The organism is Thiohalophilus sp., from assembly GCF_034521165.1.
GTDB lineage: Bacteria > Pseudomonadota > Gammaproteobacteria > UBA6429 > Thiohalophilaceae > Thiohalophilus.
In genome coordinates this window covers 93551-115618 of sequence record NZ_JAXHMV010000011.1, presented here as the reverse complement: position 1 = coordinate 115618, position 22068 = coordinate 93551, and the positions used below count along the sequence as shown (strand labels likewise).

The window sequence follows — 22068 nt, the reverse complement described above, 5'->3', positions numbered from 1 at the left end:
GTGTCACTACGACAGTTGATACAAACAACAATACTGGCAGGGCTTATCGCCCTGCCCTTTACTGTGCAGGCAGGGGATGCACCAACCCCTGAAATTCCCAAAGCCAAAGAAAAGGCAACGGAAGAATATGGTTGTGTTGCGCCGACAGACTATATGCGCAAAAACCATATGGATGAACTCATGCACAAGCGTGACAAGACCTTGCGCAAAGGCATCCGCACCCGGAAGTTCAGCCTGGCGGAATGTATCAACTGTCATGTGACTCCCGATGAAGACGGCCAATTTGCCAGCTTTGGTGAGGATGAGCATTTTTGCAGCAGTTGCCACAATTATGCTTCGGTCAGTGTGGATTGCTTCAGCTGTCACCGCGATACGCCGGAACAGACTGATTACCAGCATACCTTCAACACCGGCGACAATCCGCACCATGGCAAGATTGCCCTTGAAGGAAACAAACTCTCCGTCGAAACCTTGCAGGTATTGACTGAAGGAGATCAGCAATAATGACCAACAAGACTTATAACGCAGACCTGTCGCGCCGGCATTTTTTCAGTAAAGCCGCCGCCGCGGCGGGGATGGCGGTTGCACCGGGTGTTTTCCTGCGCCAGGTCCATGCCCGCCCGGCGGAACAGGCCGCCACCAGCGAACAGCGCTGGGGCATCCTGATCGATACCAACAAATGCGCCAAAGGTTGTGACAGTTGCGTCACCGCCTGCATGGATGAAAACGGCTGGGGTCGGGCCGATGCCAGTGAAGACAAGTCCGGTCCGCACCAGAAGGCTCAGTGGATCCGCAAGGTAACCATCAAGGACAAACAGACCGGCCATGTCCAGTCCCTGCCCCTGATGTGCCAGCATTGTGAAAATCCGCCCTGTGTCGATGTTTGCCCCACCGGTGCTTCCATGAAACGGGCCGACGGCATCGTACTGGTCGACAAGCACATTTGTATCGGCTGTCGCTATTGCATGATGGCCTGTCCCTACAAGGCTCGTTCGTTCGTCCACGAAGACCTGGAAGACCAGAAAGTCGTTGCCCCGCGCGGCAAGGGGACTGTCGAATCCTGCACCATGTGCGTACACCGGGTCGACAAAGACGGTACCCCCGCCTGTGTCGAGGCCTGCAATGCCGACAATCACAACGCCATGTACTTCGGTGATCTGAAAGATCCGAACAGTGAGATTTCCCGTCAGCTGAAAGACTACGGTGGCGAGCAATTACGCGCTGATCTTGGCCTGAACACCGGCGTTCGCTATCAGGGTCTATAACAAATATATCAATCAGGTTGTCAGTCGAAATGAAAAACGTACAGTTCATGGAAATTGAAGGCCGAAGCTTCGGCTACCTTGCCCTTCTCGGCATCCTCGGCGCGATCATTCTGGTCGGGCTGGGTGCCTGGTATGTCATGGAACATCACGGCCATTATGTCACCGGCATGAATAACGCCGTTGTCTGGGGCACGCCGCATATTTTCGCGATCTTTCTGATCGTCGCGGCTTCCGGCGCGCTCAACGTCGCATCAATCTCATCCGTATTTAATAAAACGGCGTACAAGCCACTGGCCAGACTCTCCGGATTGCTGGCCATCGCCCTGCTCGCCGGCGGCCTGATGATTCTGGTGCTCGATCTGGGTCGTCCCGATCGGCTGATCATCGCCATGACTTACTATAACTTCAAATCAATCTTTGCCTGGAACATTATCCTCTATAACGGCTTCTTCGCGATTGTCGCCGTTTACCTGTGGATGATGATGCAGCAGAGCATGAACAAATACAGCAAGCCGGTCGGTGTTGCCGCGTTCCTCTGGCGTCTGATCCTGACCACCGGTACCGGCTCCATCTTCGGTTTCCTGGTCGCCCGCCAGGGCTACGATGCCGCCATCATGGCGCCACTGTTCATTGCCATGTCCTTCTCTTTCGGTCTGGCGATCTTCCTGCTGGTCCTGATGGCCGCCTACAAATGGACCGGTCGGCCACTGGGCGATGCCATTTTCCGGCGTCTGAAAAACCTGCTGGGTGTTTTCGTGGCCGGCGTGCTCTATTTTGTTCTGGCCTACCATCTGACCAACCTGTATGCCACCGAACATCACGGGATTGAGGCCTTCATTCTGCGCGATGGCGGCATTTACACCCAGCTGTTCTGGATTGGCCAGATCGTGATCGGCTCCCTGCTGCCGCTGCTGCTGTTCTATCACCCGAGCACCGGCAAAAACCGGACCCTGGTCGGACTGGGTGCCCTGCTGGTCATCATTGGTGGCATAATCCAGCTGTATGTGCTGATTATCGGCGGCCAGGCCTATCCGCTGGAAATCTTCCCCGGCAAGGAAGTGATCGAAAGCAGCTTCTTCGATGGTCAGGTGGCCCAGTATGCCCCGAGCCTCTGGGAGGTTCTGCTGGGACTGGCTGGCGTGGCCGTGGCCCTGATCATGGTGGCCCTCGCGGTCAAGATCCTGCGCTTCATGCCCACCAGCCTGGCCGATGAGGATGTCGATCCACACCACACAGCCTGATTTTCATCACCAGCGCCCTGTGTAACAGGACGCTGGTAAAATCAGGCAGGTCCGAGGGGCGAGTGACGAGGTACGAGGAGTCCTCCGATAGTCCCGGACATTATTCAATCACTGAAGAACTCTCCTCGTTGTTCACTCGCCACGTTTCGGGACAACATGCGCGTGGTATGCTAATTCCTTTCAAAGGTCCCGCCCTGTCATGAACCGATTGCTCATTTCCGCTGCGCACAAATCCTCCGGCAAGACGACGTTGTCGATCGGGCTGTGCGCGGCGTTTCGGCAACAGGGTTCGGTGGTGCAGCCGTTCAAGAAAGGCCCGGACTATATCGACCCCATGTGGCTGGGTCAGGCCGCCGGGCGCCCCTGCCATAACCTCGATTTCTATACCATGGCGCACGAGGAGATCCTGCGCACGCTCCACCAGCAGGCTTCAGGCGCCGATCTGGCCCTGATCGAAGGTAACAAGGGGTTGTATGACGGCCTGGATATCGAGGGCAGCAACAGCAATGCGGCGCTGGCGCGGCTCACCTCAACCCCGGTGATTCTGGTCATCGATGTACAGGGCATGACCCGCGGCATCGCGCCCCTGATTCTGGGCTACCAGGCCTTCGATCCGAAGCTGCATATTGCCGGCGTCATATTCAATCAGATCCGCGGCGATCGGCACGAGGCCAAACTGCGCGCCGTGGTCGAGCATTATACCGACGTCCCGGTCGTGGGCGCGGTGCATCACGAAGCCTCTCTGGCGATCACCGAGCGCCACCTGGGGCTGATCCCCAGCAACGAGAATCGCGAGGCCGTCGACAAGATCGACGCCATCGGTCAGCGGATTGCCGAGCAGGTGGATCTGGAACGGCTGCGGGACATCGCCCGGCAGGCGCCGGCTCTCACAGGCGGCGAGACGCTGGCGCCGACCACGGCCCCCGCCCCGGACGTGCGTATCGGTATTGCCCGCGACGAAGCCTTCGGCTTTTATTACCCGGGCGACCTTGACGCCCTGCAGGCCGCCGGCGCCGAGCTGGTGCCTTTCGACACGCTGCACGACCGGCAGCTACCGCCGGTCGACGGGGTATTTATCGGCGGCGGCTTCCCCGAATCGCGCCTGGCCGAACTGGCTGCCAATGCGCCCCTGCGGGAGGCCATTCAGACGGCCATCGAGGCTGGTCTACCGACCTATGCCGAATGTGGCGGCCTGATGTATCTGTGCCGGCAGATCACCTGGCAAAACGAGACTCAGCCCATGGTTGGCGTGATCGAGGCCGATGTGGTGATGCACCCTCGCCCGCAGGGGCGCGGCTATGTCCGCCTGCGTGAAACGCCCGACAGCCCGTGGCCCGCGGACGATCGCCCCGCCGGTGACGAATTCCCCGCCCACGAGTTCCACTATTCGTCCCTGGAGAATCTGGCCGGAGCGCAGCGCTTCGCCTACGACGTCCTGCGCGGCACCGGCATTGATGGCAAACACGACGGGCTGGTCTACAAGAACCTGCTGGCCTGCTATGCCCATCTGCGCGACACCGATTACCACCACTGGGCACGCCGGTTCGTGGCCCTGATCCGGCATCACAAGGCGAACGGAATTGCGGTATAATTGACTAATTGAGTAAGATATTAGACCCTGCTCGCCCCGATTGACATCAGCCACGAACAACCAGCGCGAAACAAAGGAGTTCTTATGATTACCGTGACGCCCAAAGCCGCGGAGCAAATCAAACAGTCGGCCAAGCAGAACCAGATGGAAGGCATGCCCCTGCGCATTGCCGCCAAGCGCGACGAAAACGGCACGATCCAGTACGCCATGGGATTTGCCGACCAGCAGGATGACAATGACGTGACCTACAGCTCTGAAGGCGTTTCCGTGATGGTGCCACCGGACAGCGTGGAGCTGTTAAAAGGGGCCACGCTGGACTTTGTCGAGCTGGAACCCGGCCAGCACAATTTCATTTTCCTCAACCCCAATGATCCGGACTATGTCCCTCCCAAAGAGGAAGGGGACGGCACACATCACTTTTAAATCAATTAGTTAGATGATTTTCGGCGATTTGTTCGCCGCAGTGACGTAGTCCTGCCCGTGAGGTCTGCCGTATACTATGACCATGCATAACCCATCCGCCAACGCCGAACAAAACGCGTCGGCGCCCCGTGTCGATAGCGAGACAGGCGCCGGCCCCGAACTGCCGCCGCGCGAAGGTGTCTGGCGCAGCCGGCTGTGTGGCGCTATTTTCGGCATTGGCGCCGTCCTGATCGTGCAGGGCATAGCCAGTGCCTGGCTGCTGTATACCAATCATGCCGGCTCAACCCTGGTCGGTATCATCCTGGCGCTGTTACTCGGCGGTCTGGGACTGATCGGCATTCTCATTATTATGGTGCAACGGACCCTGCTGCGTCCGCTCACCCAGTTACGCCACTGGGCGGGACAATTGCGTCAGGGGAACCTGTCCGCCCGTCTGCCCGCCGAAGCGCCCAATGAGTTCAAGGGACTGTTTGCCGACTTCAACGCCCTGGCCGACGAGCTGGAAGTGCTGTCGCTGGATATGCAAAGCCAGGTACGCAAACAGACCAAACATATCGAACGCAAAACCCATTCCCTGGAGATCATTTATGACGTCGCGGCCAGCATCAATATCTCGCGCGATCTCGATGATCTGCTGACCCGGTTTCTGCACACGCTCAAGGATGTGGTCAATGCACGTGCCGCCGTGGTGCGTCTGGTGGATAACAACAACCAGATGCGACTGGTCTCCAGCATCGGCCTTGATGATGATCTCATCAAACGCGAGCAGTTGATTCCCTCACAGGAGTGCCTGTGCGGCAGTTCATTCAGTGAAGGCAAGGTGCTGTTCCAGACCGACCTGCGCAAATGCGACAAGATCATCGGGCGCACTTTTTTCGACAGTGACGATATCGGCATGATCGTCGTCCCCTTGCAATACCGGGGCAAGACACTCGGTGTCTATAACCTGTTCGTCAACCAGGAAGATTTCGCCGAACCCGACGATATCGAGGATCTGCTGACCAGCATCGGGCGCCACCTGGGCATGGCCATAGACAAGGCCCGCTCCGAAGACGAGGCCCAGCGGCTTTCCATTATGGAAGAACGCACCCGCCTCGCCCACGAACTGCATGATTCACTGGCCCAGACCCTGGCCAGCCTGCGTTTCCAGGTCCGGGTTCTGGACGAAACCATTCGCCAGGGCGAGGAGCCGTCGGTCTGGTATGAACTGGAGAAAATCGAAAACAACCTCGACGAAGCCTATGCTGAACTGCGCGAACTGATCACCCATTTCCGCGCGCCGATCGACAAACGCGGCCTGGTCCCGGCGGTCGAACACCTGGTCGACCGCTTCCGTAACCAGAGCGACATTTCCATCTATCTGCAAAAAGAATGGAACGTCCTGTACCTGCCGGCCAGCGTCGAAGTACAGGCCCTGCGTATCATCCAGGAAGCCTTGAATAATATTCGCAAACACAGCCAGGCCCATACTGTCCGTGTTATTATGCGCAGCGATGTCAACGGTGACTGCAGTATTCTGATCGAAGACGACGGCGTGGGCATGAACATTCTGCCCACCTCGGATCGAACCTCCGGCGATCACCTGGGTTTGAGTATCATGGATGAGCGTGCCAAACGGATTGGCGGCACGGTTCGCATCGAAAGCGAACCCAATGAAGGCACACGGGTACTGCTGCACTTCCGTTACCCCGAAGTCCAGACCGTCGAAGTACCGGTACAACAACAGGGTTGAGTATGGGGCTGCGCGTACTGTTAATCGATGATCACACGCTGTTCCGGGTTGGGCTGGAAGGCTTGCTGGCGAGTCGTGGCATTGAAATCGTCGCCTCGGTCGGTTCCGGTCAGGACTGCCTGCGACTGGTCAAGGATCTCGAACCCGACGTCGTTCTGCTGGACATGCGCATGCCGGGGATCGACGGTCTCAGCGTTTTGAAACTGTTGCGTCAGAACAACGAGAACCTGCCCATCGTCATGCTCACCACCAGCAGCGACGAAGGCGATTTGCTCGAGTCCCTGCGCGAAGGTGCGCAGGGTTATCTGCTCAAGGACATGGAGCCGGACGATCTGGTTCTTGCCCTGCGTGATATCGTGAATAACGGTAAAACCGTGGTCGCCCCCGATCTGGCGCCGATCCTCGCCAAGGCCGTTCAGGGTACCCATCACGACGAGGAAACCGCCAATGTCAGCCCGTTTGACGAACTGACACCGCGCGAAACCGAAATCCTCGGCCTGCTGGCCGAAGGCCAGAGCAACAAGGCCATCGCCCGCAACCTCGGGATCTCCGACGGCACCGTCAAACTGCACGTCAAGGCGATCCTGCGCAAACTGGACGTCCACTCCCGGGTCGAGGCCGCAGTCATGGCCGTCGAATACGGGCTCTCCCGCGCCAGCGCGGAATAACCCGTCAATCATTGATAACCGCATATTATTCAAGGCCGGTAAATTAACCACCGATAACACCGAAACAGACTGCGTTTTATTCAATTAGCAAGGCTGTAAAGATGAAAAAATTTACCGAACTGGTTGCCGAAAGCGCCAAGCACGTTAATGAGCTGTTCCCGTGGGATCTGGAAGAACAACTTCAGGAAAACCCCGACACCCTGATCGTCGATGTGCGCGAGCCCTACGAATATGATGCCATGCACATCCCGGGGTCGATCAACGTCCCGCGCGGCATTCTGGAGACGGCCTGCGAATACGATTATGAAGATACCGTGCCCGAACTGGTCGAAGCCCGCGATCGTGAAGTCGTGGTCGTGTGCCGCTCCGGCAACCGCAGCATCTTCGCCGCCGAAGTCATGCAACAGCTCGGCTACAAAAACGTCACCTCACTGAAAACCGGCCTGCGTGGCTGGAGCGACTACGAACAGCCCTTCTACGACACCAACGGGAACGAAGTCGACGAAGACACCGTCATCGACTTCTTCACCAGCAAAGTACGCCCGGAACAGATGAGCAAGAAATAAACTCGGCTTTTTCAGGGATTGAGAATTAACGCAAAGGACGCAAAGACGCAGAGAACGCAAAGAAAATCTTAACCACGTAGACACCAAGGCACGAAGAAAATATTGTCAATGATAAAGTCCGTTACAAATCTTAAGATTGTGATTTATTATCATTTTATACAAATAAGATCTTTACAGGATTTTCTACCACAGCCTCTAGCCAACAGGATCCTGGCGGAATAAAGGTTGGCCGTTTAATTCAAAATAATTATTCCTTTGCGCCCTTTGCGTCTTCGCGTCCTTGGCGTTACTTCCATTGCCCTATCTAGTCATCGTAACGCTTGCGGTCCTTGCGGCGGCCGTTGGGGCCGGCCTGTTGCACGACGATGCCCTGGATGGCGTTGAAGTCGATTTTTCGTTTTTCGTGCATGTAGGCTTCGTTCAATGGCTGGATGTAGTACTCATCGTTTTCGATGACCAGCTGGCGAAAGATGTAGCCGTTTTCGATCAGGGCGATGACATAGCTGCCGTGACGCGCCACGCCGGTTGGATCGACCACGATAACGCAGCGGCGCCGGAACTCCGGCTCCATACTGTCATCCACCACCTGCAGGGCAAATGGCTCGGCGCCGCCGCAGCTTGATTCGGCGGCGGATTCAATGGCGGATTTCAGATCCTGCATGGCATTTCCTCCTGGTGTCTCTGCCCGAATTATAGCGCGAACCGCCTCGCCAACACAGTCGCATAAAACCCTTCAAAAGCCGGATTTTAGGCCCCGGACTGTGGCGACGGCGGTATCGCCTGCTGTTCTTCTTTTTGCTGCAGGCGCCACATCTGGCGATAAAGTCCGTCGCGAGCCAGCAAGCTGGCGTGCGTACCCCGCTCCAGGATCTGCCCCGCTTCCATGACCAGAATCTCGTCGGCATCGACAATCGTCGACAGCCGGTGAGCCACCACCAGCGTGGTGTGCTGCTCGGCAACTTCGTGCAGGGCCTTGAGAATCGCCTGCTCCGACTGGCTGTCGAGCGACGAGGTGGCCTCGTCAAAGACCAGTATTGCCGGGTTTTTGAGAATCACCCGGGCAATGGCCACCCGCTGTTTCTCGCCGCCGGAGAGCTTCAGGCCCCGCTCGCCCACCACCGTGTCATAGCCCTGGGGCAGATTGACGATAAACTCGTGGATGTGGGCCATGCGTGCCGCCTGTTCGATCTCTTCAGGCGTCGCGCCGGGCCGGGCATACTGGATATTGTAAAAAATGCTTTCGTTAAACAGCACCGTATCCTGCGGCACGATGCCAATCGCACTGCGCAGGCTCTCCTGCGTGACTTTGCGAATATCCTGGCCGTCAATCAGAACCTGGCCGGCACTGACGTCATAAAACCGGAACAACAAACGGGCCAGCGTCGATTTGCCCGCCCCCGAATGGCCGACCACCGCCACCTTCTGGCCAGGGCGGATGGTAAAGGTCACATCCCTGAGGATGGGACGGTCCGGACTGTAGGCAAAAGCGACCTGCTCAAAACGCACCTCGCCGCGCTCGACCTGCAATGGCACGGCATCCGGCGCATCGCGGATCTCTTCCTCGCGGTTGAGCAGCTTGAGTACCAGATCCATATCCGCGAGCGTGTACTTGAGCATCCGGTAAATAATACCGAGAAAACTCAGGGGCATGAACATCTGCAGCATCAGGGTATTCACCAGCACCAGATCACCCAGACTCATCTCGCCATTGACCACGCCATGGCCCGCATAAATCATGATGAAGGTCAGGCCGACAGCGATGATCGCGCCCTGGCCGAAGTTGAGCAGTGACATGGAGGTCTGGCTTTTCACCGCCGCTTTTTCCCACTCATCCAGCGTATCGTGATAACGATGCAGCTCGAACTGCTCGTTATTGAAATATTTGACCGTCTCGTAATTGAGCAGGCTGTCCACGGCCTGCCCGTTGGCCTGGGAATCCATCGCATTCATCCGATGGCGAAAATGCATACGCCATTCACTCACCAGCATGGTATAGACGACATACACCGCGACGGTCAAAAACGTCACGATCGTGAAGCGCGGCTCGTACTGGCTGAGCAGAATCACCGCAACCAGCAGAAATTCGGCGATCGTCGGCAGAATATTGAACACCATGTAGTTCATGATCGAACTGACACTCTGGGCGCCACGCTCCAGATCCCGGGTGATATTACCGGTGCGCCGTTCCAGATGAAAACGCAGCGACAACCGGTGCAGGTGCTGCAGGACCTGATGGGAGAGCTTGCGCATGGCACCATAGCGAACGCGGGCGAACACCGCATCGCGCATTTCATTGAAAAACGAGCTGCCCAGGCGCAGGGCACCGTAGCCCAAAAACAGCACAATGGGCAGAACCAGTGCCTGGCCCTCCTCCACATCCAGGGTATCGACGATGTCCTTGAGCAGAACCGGAATCCCGACGGTGGCCAGTTTGGCCAGCACCAGACTGACCAGCGCGACCAGCACCCGACCCCGGTAATCCCACAAATAGGGCAGCATATAGCGCAGGTTGCTCAGATCCTGACGGTTTTTATGCGGCGCGTCGGTGTAACGGGAAATAGCCATAAAAGCGTTGCTGCCAGCCTGAAAAATAAAATATTATCATACCTTTAGGCCCTCTTTGTGAGAGAAGGACGGGATTCCCGCTACCCTGTATGACAATACCCTGTGAGTTGTCCGGCCTCTGGCCCCGTCTGTTCCTGATCCCGGCCTCAGCGGTCAAATGAAACGCTTGATCCTGCCATTGCACCGGCTGTTGACCCCTGCAGCAGGTTACCGATATAGCGCCAGTTGGACGACACTCTTGTTCGCCGTACTGCTGACACCCGTGACGCTGAGCGCGGAAGAGAAATACGATGCGCTCTATATCATGAGCAGCCAGGCACCGGCCTATATGGCCTTCAAAGAAACCGTACAAAACCAACAGGGAATGTCGGCTTCGCCACCTGACAAGCACCATTTCGTCACAATCGATGACTTGCCCGCAACGAACCTCCGGGAACTGATTAACAACAGCCAGATCGTTATCACACTGGGTCAGAAGAGCCTGCATGAAATCGCCCTGTGGCGGATCGACAGACCCCATATCGCGACATTGCTCACCCTGGAAGACTATCGGAATACTCGCGCAGAAACGTCCCTGTCTCAGAGCAAAAGCTGTGCGCTGGTGATCGATCAGCCGATGGATAGAATCAAGCAGATAATTCACAACAAGCTACCCGACATCCGGATTGCGGGAATCATTGACAGCCCGACGAACATGATCGGTGAAATTTCGGATAATTTATCGCAGGAAGAGAACGACCTGAAGGTCGTTCGTATCCCGCTGGAGAAAAATATTCACGCTACCATCAAGGCTTTGTCACAAAGTGGCGCTGATGCAATCATCGCCCGCCATAACAAACAAGTTTACAACAGTAATACAGCACGCAACATTCTCATCTCGAGTTACCACTTTAATCTGCCGCTAATCGGTTACTCCAGTGCATTTGTCAAAGCCGGCGCCCTGATCGGGATCTACTCAACCCCGGAGTCAGTGGCCTCTGATGTAATCGAGATTATCCAAAGAAAAGACCGCTGTCATCGCGGGAATATCTTCTATCCCTCTGGATATGCCGTCGAAATCAACCCGCAGGTTGCCAGATCACTCGGGATAACGATTGACACTTCCAATCTGATACAGACATACCAGGAAAGGCCCCGGAAATGAGAAGTATAAAATATAAAGTACTTGCTATCGCAATCATGCCGATGCTGGCGATCGCCTTTATCCTGACGGCGTCTCATATCGGCAATCGCATGGATGATGCCGAATACAGGCTGGTTAACAAAGCAAAAACGATATCCCGGATGCTTGCCAGTTCGCTGGAATATGGCCTTGTTTCCGGAAACCGGGAATACACCCGCACGTTGTTAAAGAGTTTTATCGAAAACAACGAGATCCTGGAAGTTCAGATCTATGACTCACAAAATAACATCATCCACCAAAAACGCGGCGACATAATAAAAGAATCAGACAAAAAAACCGGAATACAAGTTGAAACAGACATCCATCGATCGACAGAAAATATAAATGATTATATAGACACAGAAACCTCACCGGAGAGTAAAATCGGGACCCTTCGTGTTGATGTTTCAACCCGGGCACTGGAGAAAGAAAAACAGAATATTATTATAGAGGGAATCGTCATTACCCTTCTGCTTCTGACGATTACCATTATCGTGACACTCATCTACTTAAAACGCATCACCAACCCATTTATCAATATGTTAAAGGGTATTGATACGATACGTGACGGCAATATCGGTCATCAGCTGGAGTCATCACCCATTACGGAGCTGGATGCGCTGGCGCGCCATATTAATGACATGTCCACCTCATTAAAGCAGGCGCGCGATGAGTTGATAGAAAAGAGCGAGAATGAGCTCTATGTCGAGAAGAGCAAGGCGCTTGTCACGCTCGAGTCAATTGGCGAGGGCGTCATCACGACAGATACAAACGGCAATATTACTTATATGAACCCTGCCGCGGAAATTCTCACCGGCAGTCGATTCAGTAATATCTCGGGAAAAAGCCTCCACAAAGTTTTCAGAGTTCGCAAACCCGAGTCGGAGTCTATTGAGAATTATCCAGTTGATAGAGTTATTACCAGCAAAGAAAACCTGCATCATGATCCTCACCTGACCTTGATAAAACCCGACCACAGCGAGCTGGTTATCAAGGATACAGCCAGCCCCATACTTGACCGCGCCGGAGACGTAATCGGCATGGCACTGGTCTTTCATGATTTTTCCAGTGTCAAGCACATGTCCGACAAACTGGCCTACCAGGCGTCGCATGACGATTTAACCGAACTCTACAACCGCCGCGAATTCGAGAACCAGTTGCATGATGCGCTTGAAGATGCCAGGCAGCGCGATACAGAGCACTGCCTCTGCTACCTCGATCTTGATCAATTCAAGATCATCAATGATACCTGTGGTCACCTGGCAGGCGACATTCTACTGAAACAGATCAGCCAGCAAATAAAAAACCGGATCCGCCGGCACGATCTTCTGGCCAGGCTGGGCGGCGATGAGTTCGGTATCATTTTCTATGACACTGATATTAAAGAGGCCGAAGTCCTCGCCAATGAAGTTAAAAACAGCGTTGCGGACTTTCGATACATCTGGCATGACACGTCATTTGACATCGGGGTCAGTATTGGTCTTGTACCCATTAACGCCGCGGTTAATAACCATTCCGAACTTCTCATGCGTGCAGACTCGGCCTGTTATATTGCCAAGGATAACGGCAGAAATTGCATCCATGCTTATGCACCCAGCGATCGCGACTTTATCCGTCGCTGTGATGAACTGCTATGGTACAACCGGATTACTGACGCCCTGGATGCCGACCAGTTCGAATTGTTCTGCCAGAAAATTCAACCTGTTTCGGAAAATTGCACGCAACAGGCGCATTATGAAATTCTTCTGCGGATGATCGAGGGGGATAACATCATCATGCCCAGGGAGTTTATTCCGGCTTCGGAGCGTTATCTGTTGATGCCGAAAATCGATCGCTGGGTTATTGATACTTTTCTCTCAACGTTCGAAAAACAGGCCATTCGCAACTTTGGCGACAACACCTACAATATCAATCTCTCCGGACAGTCCCTGTGTAACACTGAATTTATTGACTATCTTATCCAGCGGCTGCAAAGCCACTACATCAATCCTTCGGCCCTGACATTCGAAATCACCGAAACCGCTGCGATATCGAATCTGGACAAGGCATTACACTTTATTCATGTCATGAAAGAAATGGGCTGTAAATTCGCGCTGGACGATTTTGGCACCGGCGTCAGCTCCTTTCAGTACTTGCATGATTTACCGGTGGATTATTTGAAAATCGACGGCAAATTCGTACGCAATATCGACAACAACCGGATCAACCACTCCATCGTGGACGCTATCATCAAGATCGGCCATGAACAGGGACTGGAAATCATTGCCGAATACGTGGAAAACGAACAGATCAGGGAAAAACTCTCCCGCTGCGATATCGACTATATCCAGGGATTCGCCGTCGGCAAGCCGTTCCCATTGAGCGAAGTTCTGAGTTCTGAGTTCTAAGTTCTCAGTTCTAAGTTCTGAGTTCTAAGTTCTAAGTACTAAGTACTAAGAACTAAGTACTGTTTTTAATTTTCATGCCCCGTCGGATCGAACCATTTAAGCTTGTCGTGTAAGGCCACTACTTCACCGACGATAATCAGTGTGGGGGGCTTGATGTCGTGGTTCTGGACCAGGTCCGGCAGGCTGGCGAGTGTCCCGACGTGGACTTTCTGCTCCTGGCTGGTGCCTTTTTCGACCAGCGCCGCCGGGGTTCTGTCCTCCAGTCCATGCTTGACCAGGTTCTCGCAAATGGAACGCACGCCGTGCAGCCCCATGTAAAAGACCAGCGTTTGCCCCGGGTGCGCCAGTGACGGCCAGTTGAGGTTGGTGGTCCCGTCCTTGAGATGGCCGGTGACAAAGGTGCAGGACTGCACATAATCCCGATGGGTCAGCGGGATCCCGGCATAGGCGGCACAACCGGCCGCCGCAGTGATCCCCGGCACGACCTGGAAAGTGACGCCTTCCTTCATCAGGGTTTCGATCTCCTCACCACCGCGACCGAAGATAAACGGATCGCCCCCCTTCAGACGCAGCACTTTCTTTCCTTCCTTGGCCAGGCGCGCCAGCAGGGTATTGATATCCTCCTGCTGAATGGCATGTTTGTTACGCTCCTTGCCGGCGTAGATGAACTCGGCATCGCGACGCACCATGTCCATAATACCCTGCGAGACCAGGCGGTCATACACCACCACGTCGGCCTGTTGCATCAGACGCAATGCCTTGAAGGTCAGCAGATCGGGATCGCCCGGGCCTGCGCCCACCAGATACACCTCACCTTCCAGTGACGGCGGCTGACCACTGGCCACGGCCGCTTCCAGCAATGCCCGGGCTTCATTCTCCTTGCCGGCCAGCAATCGGTCCGCGACCGGCCCTTCCAGAATGGCCTCCCAGAAACGGCGAATCTCGGTAATCGAACCGAAACGTTGCTTGACCTTCTCCCGATAACTCTCCAGCAGACTCGCCAACTGGCCGTAGGCCGCCGGTATAACCGTCTCCAGACGCGAGCGGAGCAAACGTGCCAGGACCGGCGAGGCCCCGCCGGTGGAAATCGCAATCTGTACCGGCGAACGATCGATAATCGACGGCATGGTAAAGGTACATAATTCCGGCGCGTCAACAACATTGACCGGGATATTTTTGGCTTTGGCCAGTTCCGATATATGCCGGTTGACACTCTCGTTGTTGGTCGCGGCAATCACCACCATCGGCTGATCGATGTCTGTCGGCTCAAAGGCCCGTGCCAGGTACTCGATTTCCCCGCTGGCCTGTTTTTCTTCCAGCTCGTGACACAGTTCGGGCGAGACCAGCGTCACTCTGGCGCCGGCCCGCAGCAGCAAAAACACCTTGCGCGCGGCAATACCGCCGCCGCCCACTACCAGACAGGGCCGGTCCCTGACATCAAGAAAAATCGGCAAGAATTTCATATTGGCAAGTCACTCACATTGCGATCGGTACGCCGAAATCCGCATCAAATCCGGCAGGAACAAGACGGGGCAGCGCAAAAACCGTGTAATAAACCGTTGAATTATCTGGGTATTTTACTATATATTGAAACAGAATGTATAACGCTTTCTATCAACCAACCGCAGGTATCCCGTGGATAAATCCAACAATAACGTCGTCTGGCACCCGGCCACCATCGATCGCGAACAGCGCGAAACCCTCCACAATCACAAAAGCGTGGTGCTCTGGTTCACCGGCCTCTCCGCCTCGGGTAAATCGACCCTGGCCCATGCCGTGGAAAAGGAACTTTACCGTCTGGGCTGCCACAGCTTCGTGCTGGACGGCGACAATGTGCGCCATGGCCTGTGCAGCGACCTGAGCTTTTCGCTGGAAGATCGGCACGAAAATATCCGTCGCGTCGCCAACGTGGCCAAGCTGTTCATCGAGGCCGGCGTCATCGTCCTCACGGCCTTTATCTCCCCCCTGCGCGAAGATCGGGAGATCGCCCGCAATCTGATGCCACACGGTGATTTTCTGGAAATCTACTGTGATGCACCGGTGGAAGTGTGCGAAAAACGGGATCCCAAGGGGCTGTATCAGAAAGCCCGCGAAGGCAAAATCCCCGAATTCACCGGCATCAGCTCCCCCTACGAAGCCCCGCTCAAACCCGAACTGCACCTCGACACCGGCGAACAATCCCTGGAAGAGTCCGTCAACGCCGTGATCGACATGCTGCTTGAACGCGGGATCATTCGAAAAGCAATGGTGAATGTTTAATTGAAAGTCAGAAGTTGGCAGGCGGCAGAATATAAAAGTGCTGAGTGCTGAGTGCTGAGTGCTGAGTGCTGAGTGCTTAGAACTTAGAACTTAGAACTGTTTGTTGTAGGAGCGGCTCCGCCGCGATTTTAAACAGAGCAGGGCTAACTAGGCTAGAGGCTAGAACCTAGTAACTGATTTGGTCAGGACGGAAGATGGCGGCATTTCCCGTATTTAATTTTTCCAGTTCAACGAAGCAATCGACAGACAGGCCGCACCCTGTCGAAATAAGGAGCCAGGACCTAGTAACTAGGACCTAGTTACTGAATATGGTCGGGACGGCAGGGTGAGCTGAAACCGAACCACTGGTTCGCAGTTCAGCGAACGCCCGGAGGGCCGGAAATCCAGCCGTCCTCATACTTCCACGGCCAAGGGCCGTGCAAAAATTAAGATTGGTCGGGACGGCAGGATTTGAACCTGCGACCCTCTGCACCCCATGCAGATGCGCTACCAGGCTGCGCTACGCCCCGACGATTTGAAGCCCGGAATCATACAACACATCAAACCCAGGGCCAAGGGACGAGTTACTAGGGACGAGGAAAAACCATTCATACAGATCCGCCTTTCAGGAAACCGGAATGGCCGATGAAGACCTCGTCACTTGTCCCTGTATTTTCTGTAGGAGCGCCTTCGGCGCGATGGATCGTGTGGTTCAAAGGCCTGTCGCGGTCACAGCCCGCTCCCGGCGTCCTCCGGACGCAGTAACGAGGGACGAGTTACGAGGGACGAGGAAAAACCATTCAGACAGATCCGCCTTTCAGGAAACCGGAATGGCCGATGGAGACCTCGTCACTCGGCCCATGGCCCTGGATGTTCTGTAGGAGCCGCCTTCGGCGCGATAGGTTGTGCGGGTGGAAAGGTTTATCGCGGTCACAGCCCGCTCCCGGCGTCCTCCGGACGCAGTAACGAGGGACGAGTTACGAGGGACGAGGAAAAACCATTCAGACAGATCCGCCTTTCACGAAACCGGAATGGCCGATGGAGACCTCGTCACTCGTCACTCGGCCCATGGCCCTGGATGTTCTGTAGGAGCCGCCTTCGGCGCGATAGGTTGTGCGGGTGGAAAGGTCTGTCGCGGTCACAGCCCGCTCCCGGCGTCCTCCGGACGCAGTAACGAGGGACGAGTTACGAGGGACGAGGAAAAACCATTCAGACAGATCCGCCTTTCAGGAAACCGGAATGGCCGATGGAGACCTCGTCACTCGGCCCATGGCCCTGGATGTTCTGTAGGAGCCGCCTTCGGCGCGATAGGTTGTGCGGGCGGAAAGGTTTGTCGCGGTCACAGCCCGCTCCCGGCGTCCTCCGGACGCAGTAACGAGGGACGAGTTACGAGGGACGAGGAAAAACCATTCAGACAAATCCGCCTTTCAAGAAACCGGAATGGCCGATGATGGAGACCTCGTCACTCGTCCCTCGTCCCTCGTCCCTGTATTTTCTGTGGGAGCGCCCCACGGGCGCGATTGGTGGGGCTACGAACGCGCCAGAATCGAGGCGATTTCCTCGAGTTCCATGCGCATCTGGCGCAGGGTTTCCTTGTCGGCTTTGGTGGCTTTTTTGGGCTGATTGTTGCTTTCGGTCAGTTGCAGCCGCGCGCCGCCGATGGTGTAGCCCTGTTCGTAGAGCAGACTGCGGATCTCGCGGATCATGATCACGTCCTGGCGCTGATAATAGCGGCGATTGCCGCGGCGCTTGACGGGTTTGAGTTGGGGGAATTCCTGCTCCCAGTAGCGCAGCACGTGCGGCTTGACAGCGCACAGCTCGCTCACCTCACCGATGGTGAAGTAGCGCTTGCCGGGAATCGGGGGTAATTCGTTATTGTTGGTGGGTTCCAGCATACGCTTCGACTCTGGCCTTCAGTTTTTGTCCGGGACGGAAAGTCACGACTCGCCGTGCGGTTATGGGAATCTCTTCCCCGGTCTTGGGATTGCGGCCGGGACGCTGCTTTTTGTCGCGCAAGTCGAAATTGCCGAAACCGGAGAGCTTGACCTGCTGGCCATTTTCCAGCGCGTTACGAACTTCCTCGAAAAACATTTCCACAATTTCCTTGGCTTCGCGCTTGTTCAGCCCCAGTTCCTCGAACAATCGCTCGGCCATCACCGCTTTTGTCAGCGCCATAGTTGTTATTCTCTAAGTGTAGCCCCAAGTTCGCGATCCAGCGCTGTCAGAATGCTGCTGAGCTCGCTCTCGACATCTTTATCCTTAAGAGTGCGTGAAAGATCCTGCAAGGTCAAGCCCAGGGCCAGACTTTTTCTTCCAGAATCAATACCTTCGCCCACATAGACATCAAACAACTCGATGTTTCGCAGCCAACCTGAAGCCGCTTTTTCGATACAATCCTTGACTTTCTGTGCGCCAATGTTCTCATCCACGACGATCGCGATGTCCCGACGGATAGACGGGTATTTCGACAGCGACACAAACGCCGGCAACCGCCGCTCGGTCAGGATTCCCTGATCGATCTCAAACAGATAAACCCGCTGGGAAAGCCCCAGTTGCTGCTGCAGCGCCGGATGCAGTGCCCCGAGGCGCCCCACGACCCGGTCGCTATGGCGAATCACGGCCGCCTGCCCGGGATGCAGTGCCGGATGGCTGTCATCCGGCTCAAACCGGAACTGCTCGCCGTGGCCGGTGCGAGCCAGCAACTGTTCCACATGTCCCTTGCAGTCGAAAAAGTCAGCCTGGCGGGCCGGGCTGCCCCACTGGGGTGGCAGCAAACTGCCCGTCAGCAAACCCGCCAGTACCGGTTCCTGTTTTAATTCAGTGTCTTGTATAATAAACTTCAGACCCTGCTCGAACAATAATACCCGATCCTGCTGGCGATTCAAGTTATATAACGCCGTTTGCAGCAATCCCGGCCACAAAGAGGTGCGCATCGCGGCCATCTCCGCCGAAATCGGGTTGGCCAGCATCAGTGCCGTCCCCTGCGGATCCAGCTGCTGCTGCAGCTTCGGATCCACAAAACTGTAGGTCACCGCCTCCTGATAGCCCAGATCCACCAGCAGACGCTTGTAATCGGCCGGCTTGAGGCGAGTCTCCGGCCGCGCCCCCATCGCCAGCGTGATCCGCGGCCGACTGGCCGGCAGATTGTCATACCCGTAAATCCGCCCCAGCTCCTCGATCAGATCCACCTCGAGATTAATATCAAACCGGAACGACGGCGGCGTCACCTCCCAAACCCGGTTTTCCTCGTCCCTCGTCCCTCGTCCCTCGTCCCTGTCCGGATTGCGGACTTTCATTCCAAGCCGTTGCAAAATGTCTTCCACCGAATCCACGGGAATGTCCGCTCCAAGAACACGAGCAATCCGGACACGACGCAACCTCACAGGCGTTCTGACAGGCAGCTGATCGGCCTGCTGGACATGCACCACCGGCCCGGCCTCACCGCCACAAATGGCCTGCAGCAGCGCCGTGGCACGTTCCAGCGCGGAAACCTGCAACTGCGGATCCACGCCCCGCTCGAAGCGGTGGGAGGAATCGGTATGCAGGCCATAGCCCCGCGCCTTGCCGGCAATGGCCTGCGGTGCGAAATACGCACTCTCCAGGAAAATATCGACCGTCCCCTCGCCCACGGCAGAGTCGGCGCCGCCCATGATGCCGGCCAGCGCCACCGGCGTCTCGTCATCGGCAATGACCAGCGTTTCGTCATCCAGCTCGATCATCTGCTCATCCAGCAGAGTCAGGGATTCGCCGGCGTTGGCATAGCGGACGTGGATACCGCCGTGCAACTTGCCCAGATCGAAGGCATGCATCGGCTGGCCCAGCTCCAGCAACACGTAATTGGTCACATCCACCACCGGACCCAGACTGCGCAGGCCGCTACGACGCAGCCGTTCGGCCAGCCACAGGGGTGTCCTGGCGGTGGGATCAATCCCCCGCAACACCCGTCCGGCGTACTGCGGGCAGGCCCCGGGCGCTTCCAGCGCGACGCTGAGCGTGTCCTTGATCTGCACATCAAGGATCTGCGCATCACGGCGGCCCATATCCGGTCCCTGGATCGATAACTTGTTCAGCACGCCGACCTCGCGGGCAATCCCCGCCACGCTCAGGCAGTCACCGCGGTTGGGCGTCAGCCCCAGCTCGATGGTCACATCATCCAGTTGCAGATAATCGCGCAGCGATGCCCCCACCGGTGCCTCATTGGGTAGTTCCATCAACCCCTCGGCACTGTCCGCCAGCCCCAGCTCCTTCTCCGAGCAGAGCATGCCCTGGGAGGGGACACCGCGCAGTTTGGATTTTTTGATCTTCAGATCGCCCGGCAGCTTCGCCCCGACCAGCGCCGTCGGTGCCTTCAGCCCCTCGCGCACATTGGCCGCGCCGCAGACGATCTGCAGCGGTTCATCCGCACCGACGTTCACCGTCGCCACGCGCAGCTTGTCCGCATCAGGATGCGGCTCGAGTTTAATCACCTCGCCGACCACCACATGGTCGAATTGCCCCGCCACCGGCTCGATCGCATCCACCTCCAGCCCGGCCATCGTCAACTGATGCGCCAGCGCCCCGGTGTCAATCTCGGGATTAACCCACTCGCGTAACCATTTTTCACTGAATTTCATTTTTCTAGTTCCGATTTAGTAACGCAAAGTTCGCAAAGGCGCAAAGGACGCGAAGTTTTTATTTATCAATCGCATTGTTTCGGCACTATATCTGTTTTGTTATCAATGATTTTCACAAAATGCCGTAAGGTAATAATAAATTTTATTCTCTTGGCGTTCTCTGCGTCTTTGCGTCCTTTGCGTTATTTCCAGATAACCATCTAATTAAATTGCTTTAAAAACCGCAGGTCGTTTTCGAAGAACAACCGCAGGTCGTTGACGCCATAACGCAACATCGCCAGCCGTTCGACGCCCATGCCGAAGGCGAAGCCGGTCCAGGTTTCGTTGTCGATATCGACGTGTTCGAAGACGTTGGGATGGACCATGCCGCAACCGAGCACTTCGAGCCAGCCGGTGTGGCTGCAGACCCGGCAGCCTTCGCCACTACACATCACACACTCGATATCCGCCTCGGCGGAGGGCTCGGTAAACGGAAAATAAGAGGGGCGAAAACGCACGGCCAGATCGTCGCGTTCGAAAAAGCGGTGCAGAAAGTCATTTAAAATGGCTTTGAGATCGGTGAAGGTGACGTTCTCATCGACCATCAATCCCTCCACCTGGTGGAACATCGGCGTGTGGGTCAGATCCGAATCGCAGCGATAGACCCGCCCCGGAGCAATCACGCGCAACGGCGGTTTGTTCTGCTGCATGACGCGGATCTGCACCGGCGAGGTATGCGTGCGCAACAACCGGCCGTCCTCGAAATAAAACGTGTCATGCATGGCCCGCGCCGGATGGGATTCGGGAATATTCAGCGCCTCGAAGTTGTGAAAGTCGTCTTCCACTTCCGGCCCCTCGGCCACGTCAAAACCGAGTTGCGCGAACAGCGCCTCGATACGCTGCAGGGTCAACGTCACCGGATGCAGGCCGCCGGTCTGCTGACCGCGACCCGGCAGGGTCACGTCCACCTTTTCCTTCGCCAGTTTCTCGTTCAGCGCCGCGTTTTGCAGAGCCTCCCGTCGCACCTCGATCGCCTGCTGGATCTGTTGCTTGGCCTGATTGATCGCCTGCCCCGCCTTCGGCTTCTCCTCCGGCGGTAACTTGCCCAGCGACTTCATCTGATCGGTGATCAGGCCCTTCTTGCCCAGATATTGCACCCGCACCTGGTCCAGCGCCTGCAGATCGCCAGCAGCATTAATCCCCTGCTCGGCGTCTTTGATAAGTTGTTCGAGTTGTTCCTGCATCGGATTCTGTTTCTATCTTATCTTGTGATGGTTTTATTAATATCCCCTCCCCCTAACCCCCTCCCTGGGGGAGGGGGAACCGACCTTCGCAATTAGCGAGATCATTCCCTCCCCTTCAAGGGGAGGGTTAGAGCCTGCCCCGCACTTGATGCGGGGGAGGGGTGGTCAGTTGTTCGAGTTGTTCCTGCATCGGATTCTGTTTCTATCTTATCTTGTGATGGTTTTATTAATATCCCCTCCCCCTAACCCCCTCGGCTCGGGCTTCCTGCTTCGCCCTACCGAGTCCATCCATGGACTCGTCCCTGGGGGAGGGGGAACCGATCTTCGCAATTAGCGAGATCATTCCCTCCCCTTCAAGGGGAGGGTTAGAGCCTGCCCCGCACTTGATGCGGGG

General features: G+C 56.0%; 18 protein-coding genes and 1 tRNA gene. 11 read left to right on the top strand and 8 right to left on the bottom strand.

Annotated elements, in window-relative coordinates; genetic code table 11:
- The 8 genes from U5K34_RS10785 (at position 1) to U5K34_RS10750 (ending at position 7486) form a co-directional block, all read left to right on the top strand.
- A complete protein-coding gene (locus tag U5K34_RS10785; protein WP_322568394.1) occupies positions 1 to 504 on the top strand; it encodes a hypothetical protein in 504 nt (167 codons plus the stop codon).
- Entirely contained in the window at positions 504 to 1265 is a 762-nt protein-coding gene (gene dsrO, locus U5K34_RS10780; RefSeq protein ID WP_322568393.1) for a sulfate reduction electron transfer complex DsrMKJOP subunit DsrO, read from the top strand. Before U5K34_RS10785 ends, dsrO begins: the two co-directional genes overlap by 1 nt.
- A gap of 29 nt (positions 1266 to 1294) precedes the next feature.
- Positions 1295 to 2506, top strand: a complete 1212-nt coding sequence (nrfD, locus tag U5K34_RS10775; protein WP_322568392.1) for an NrfD/PsrC family molybdoenzyme membrane anchor subunit — start codon at positions 1295 to 1297, stop codon at positions 2504 to 2506.
- Positions 2507 to 2705: 199 nt separating this feature from the next.
- The gene (locus tag U5K34_RS10770; RefSeq protein WP_322568391.1) at positions 2706 to 4097 is read left to right on the top strand and encodes a cobyrinate a,c-diamide synthase; all 1392 of its coding nucleotides are present in this window, start codon (positions 2706 to 2708) and stop codon (positions 4095 to 4097) included.
- Between the two features lie 84 nt (positions 4098 to 4181).
- Entirely contained in the window at positions 4182 to 4520 is a 339-nt protein-coding gene (locus tag U5K34_RS10765; RefSeq protein ID WP_322568390.1) for an iron-sulfur cluster assembly accessory protein, read from the top strand.
- 82 nt (positions 4521 to 4602) lie between these two features.
- Positions 4603 to 6252 carry a histidine kinase gene (locus U5K34_RS10760; RefSeq protein WP_322568389.1) on the top strand — a complete coding sequence of 550 codons (1650 nt, stop codon included), beginning with the start codon at positions 4603 to 4605 and terminating at the stop codon, positions 6250 to 6252.
- Positions 6253 to 6254: 2 nt separating this feature from the next.
- On the top strand, positions 6255 to 6920 hold the full coding sequence (locus tag U5K34_RS10755; protein WP_322568388.1) for a response regulator transcription factor: 666 nt from the start codon (positions 6255 to 6257) through the stop codon (positions 6918 to 6920).
- A gap of 101 nt (positions 6921 to 7021) precedes the next feature.
- On the top strand, positions 7022 to 7486 hold the full coding sequence (locus U5K34_RS10750) for a rhodanese-like domain-containing protein (protein WP_322568387.1): 465 nt from the start codon (positions 7022 to 7024) through the stop codon (positions 7484 to 7486).
- A 304-nt stretch (positions 7487 to 7790) separates the two neighbouring features.
- On the opposite strand, the gene U5K34_RS10745 is transcribed toward U5K34_RS10750, so the two are convergent.
- Both U5K34_RS10745 and U5K34_RS10740 read right to left on the bottom strand, forming a co-directional pair.
- Positions 7791 to 8147, bottom strand: a complete 357-nt coding sequence (locus tag U5K34_RS10745; protein ID WP_322568386.1) for a S24 family peptidase — start codon at positions 8145 to 8147, stop codon at positions 7791 to 7793.
- An 86-nt stretch (positions 8148 to 8233) separates the two neighbouring features.
- On the bottom strand, positions 8234 to 10051 hold the full coding sequence (locus U5K34_RS10740) for an ABC transporter ATP-binding protein/permease (protein ID WP_322568385.1): 1818 nt from the start codon (positions 10049 to 10051) through the stop codon (positions 8234 to 8236).
- 157 nt (positions 10052 to 10208) lie between these two features.
- Here U5K34_RS10740 and U5K34_RS10735 point away from each other — a divergent pair, with 157 nt between their 5' ends.
- Both U5K34_RS10735 and U5K34_RS10730 read left to right on the top strand, forming a co-directional pair.
- Entirely contained in the window at positions 10209 to 11195 is a 987-nt protein-coding gene (locus U5K34_RS10735; protein ID WP_322568384.1) for a hypothetical protein, read from the top strand.
- Entirely contained in the window at positions 11192 to 13600 is a 2409-nt protein-coding gene (locus U5K34_RS10730; protein WP_322568383.1) for an EAL domain-containing protein, read from the top strand. The genes U5K34_RS10735 and U5K34_RS10730 overlap by 4 nt, the downstream gene beginning before the upstream one ends.
- A gap of 65 nt (positions 13601 to 13665) precedes the next feature.
- Here U5K34_RS10730 and cysG read toward each other — a convergent pair whose 3' ends face one another.
- The gene (cysG, locus tag U5K34_RS10725; protein WP_322568382.1) at positions 13666 to 15063 is read right to left on the bottom strand and encodes a siroheme synthase CysG; all 1398 of its coding nucleotides are present in this window, start codon (positions 15061 to 15063) and stop codon (positions 13666 to 13668) included.
- Positions 15064 to 15235: 172 nt separating this feature from the next.
- Here cysG and cysC point away from each other — a divergent pair, with 172 nt between their 5' ends.
- Entirely contained in the window at positions 15236 to 15859 is a 624-nt protein-coding gene (cysC, locus tag U5K34_RS10720; protein WP_322568381.1) for an adenylyl-sulfate kinase, read from the top strand.
- A gap of 432 nt (positions 15860 to 16291) precedes the next feature.
- Here the strand turns inward: cysC and U5K34_RS10715 are convergent.
- From U5K34_RS10715 to pheS, 5 genes are all read right to left on the bottom strand, one after another.
- Positions 16292 to 16368: transfer RNA gene (locus U5K34_RS10715), tRNA-Pro, on the bottom strand.
- A 999-nt stretch (positions 16369 to 17367) separates the two neighbouring features.
- Positions 17368 to 17733 carry a MerR family transcriptional regulator gene (locus U5K34_RS10710; RefSeq protein ID WP_322568380.1) on the bottom strand — a complete coding sequence of 122 codons (366 nt, stop codon included), beginning with the start codon at positions 17731 to 17733 and terminating at the stop codon, positions 17368 to 17370.
- Positions 17711 to 18013 (bottom strand): integration host factor subunit alpha, encoded by a 303-nt coding sequence (ihfA, locus tag U5K34_RS10705; protein ID WP_322568379.1) that lies wholly within the window; start codon positions 18011 to 18013, stop codon positions 17711 to 17713. Before ihfA ends, U5K34_RS10710 begins: the two co-directional genes overlap by 23 nt.
- Positions 18014 to 18018: 5 nt before the next feature.
- Entirely contained in the window at positions 18019 to 20451 is a 2433-nt protein-coding gene (pheT, locus tag U5K34_RS10700) for a phenylalanine--tRNA ligase subunit beta (protein ID WP_322568378.1), read from the bottom strand.
- 200 nt (positions 20452 to 20651) lie between these two features.
- Entirely contained in the window at positions 20652 to 21674 is a 1023-nt protein-coding gene (pheS, locus tag U5K34_RS10695; protein ID WP_322568377.1) for a phenylalanine--tRNA ligase subunit alpha, read from the bottom strand.
- Between the last annotated feature and the right edge of the window lie 394 nt (positions 21675 to 22068).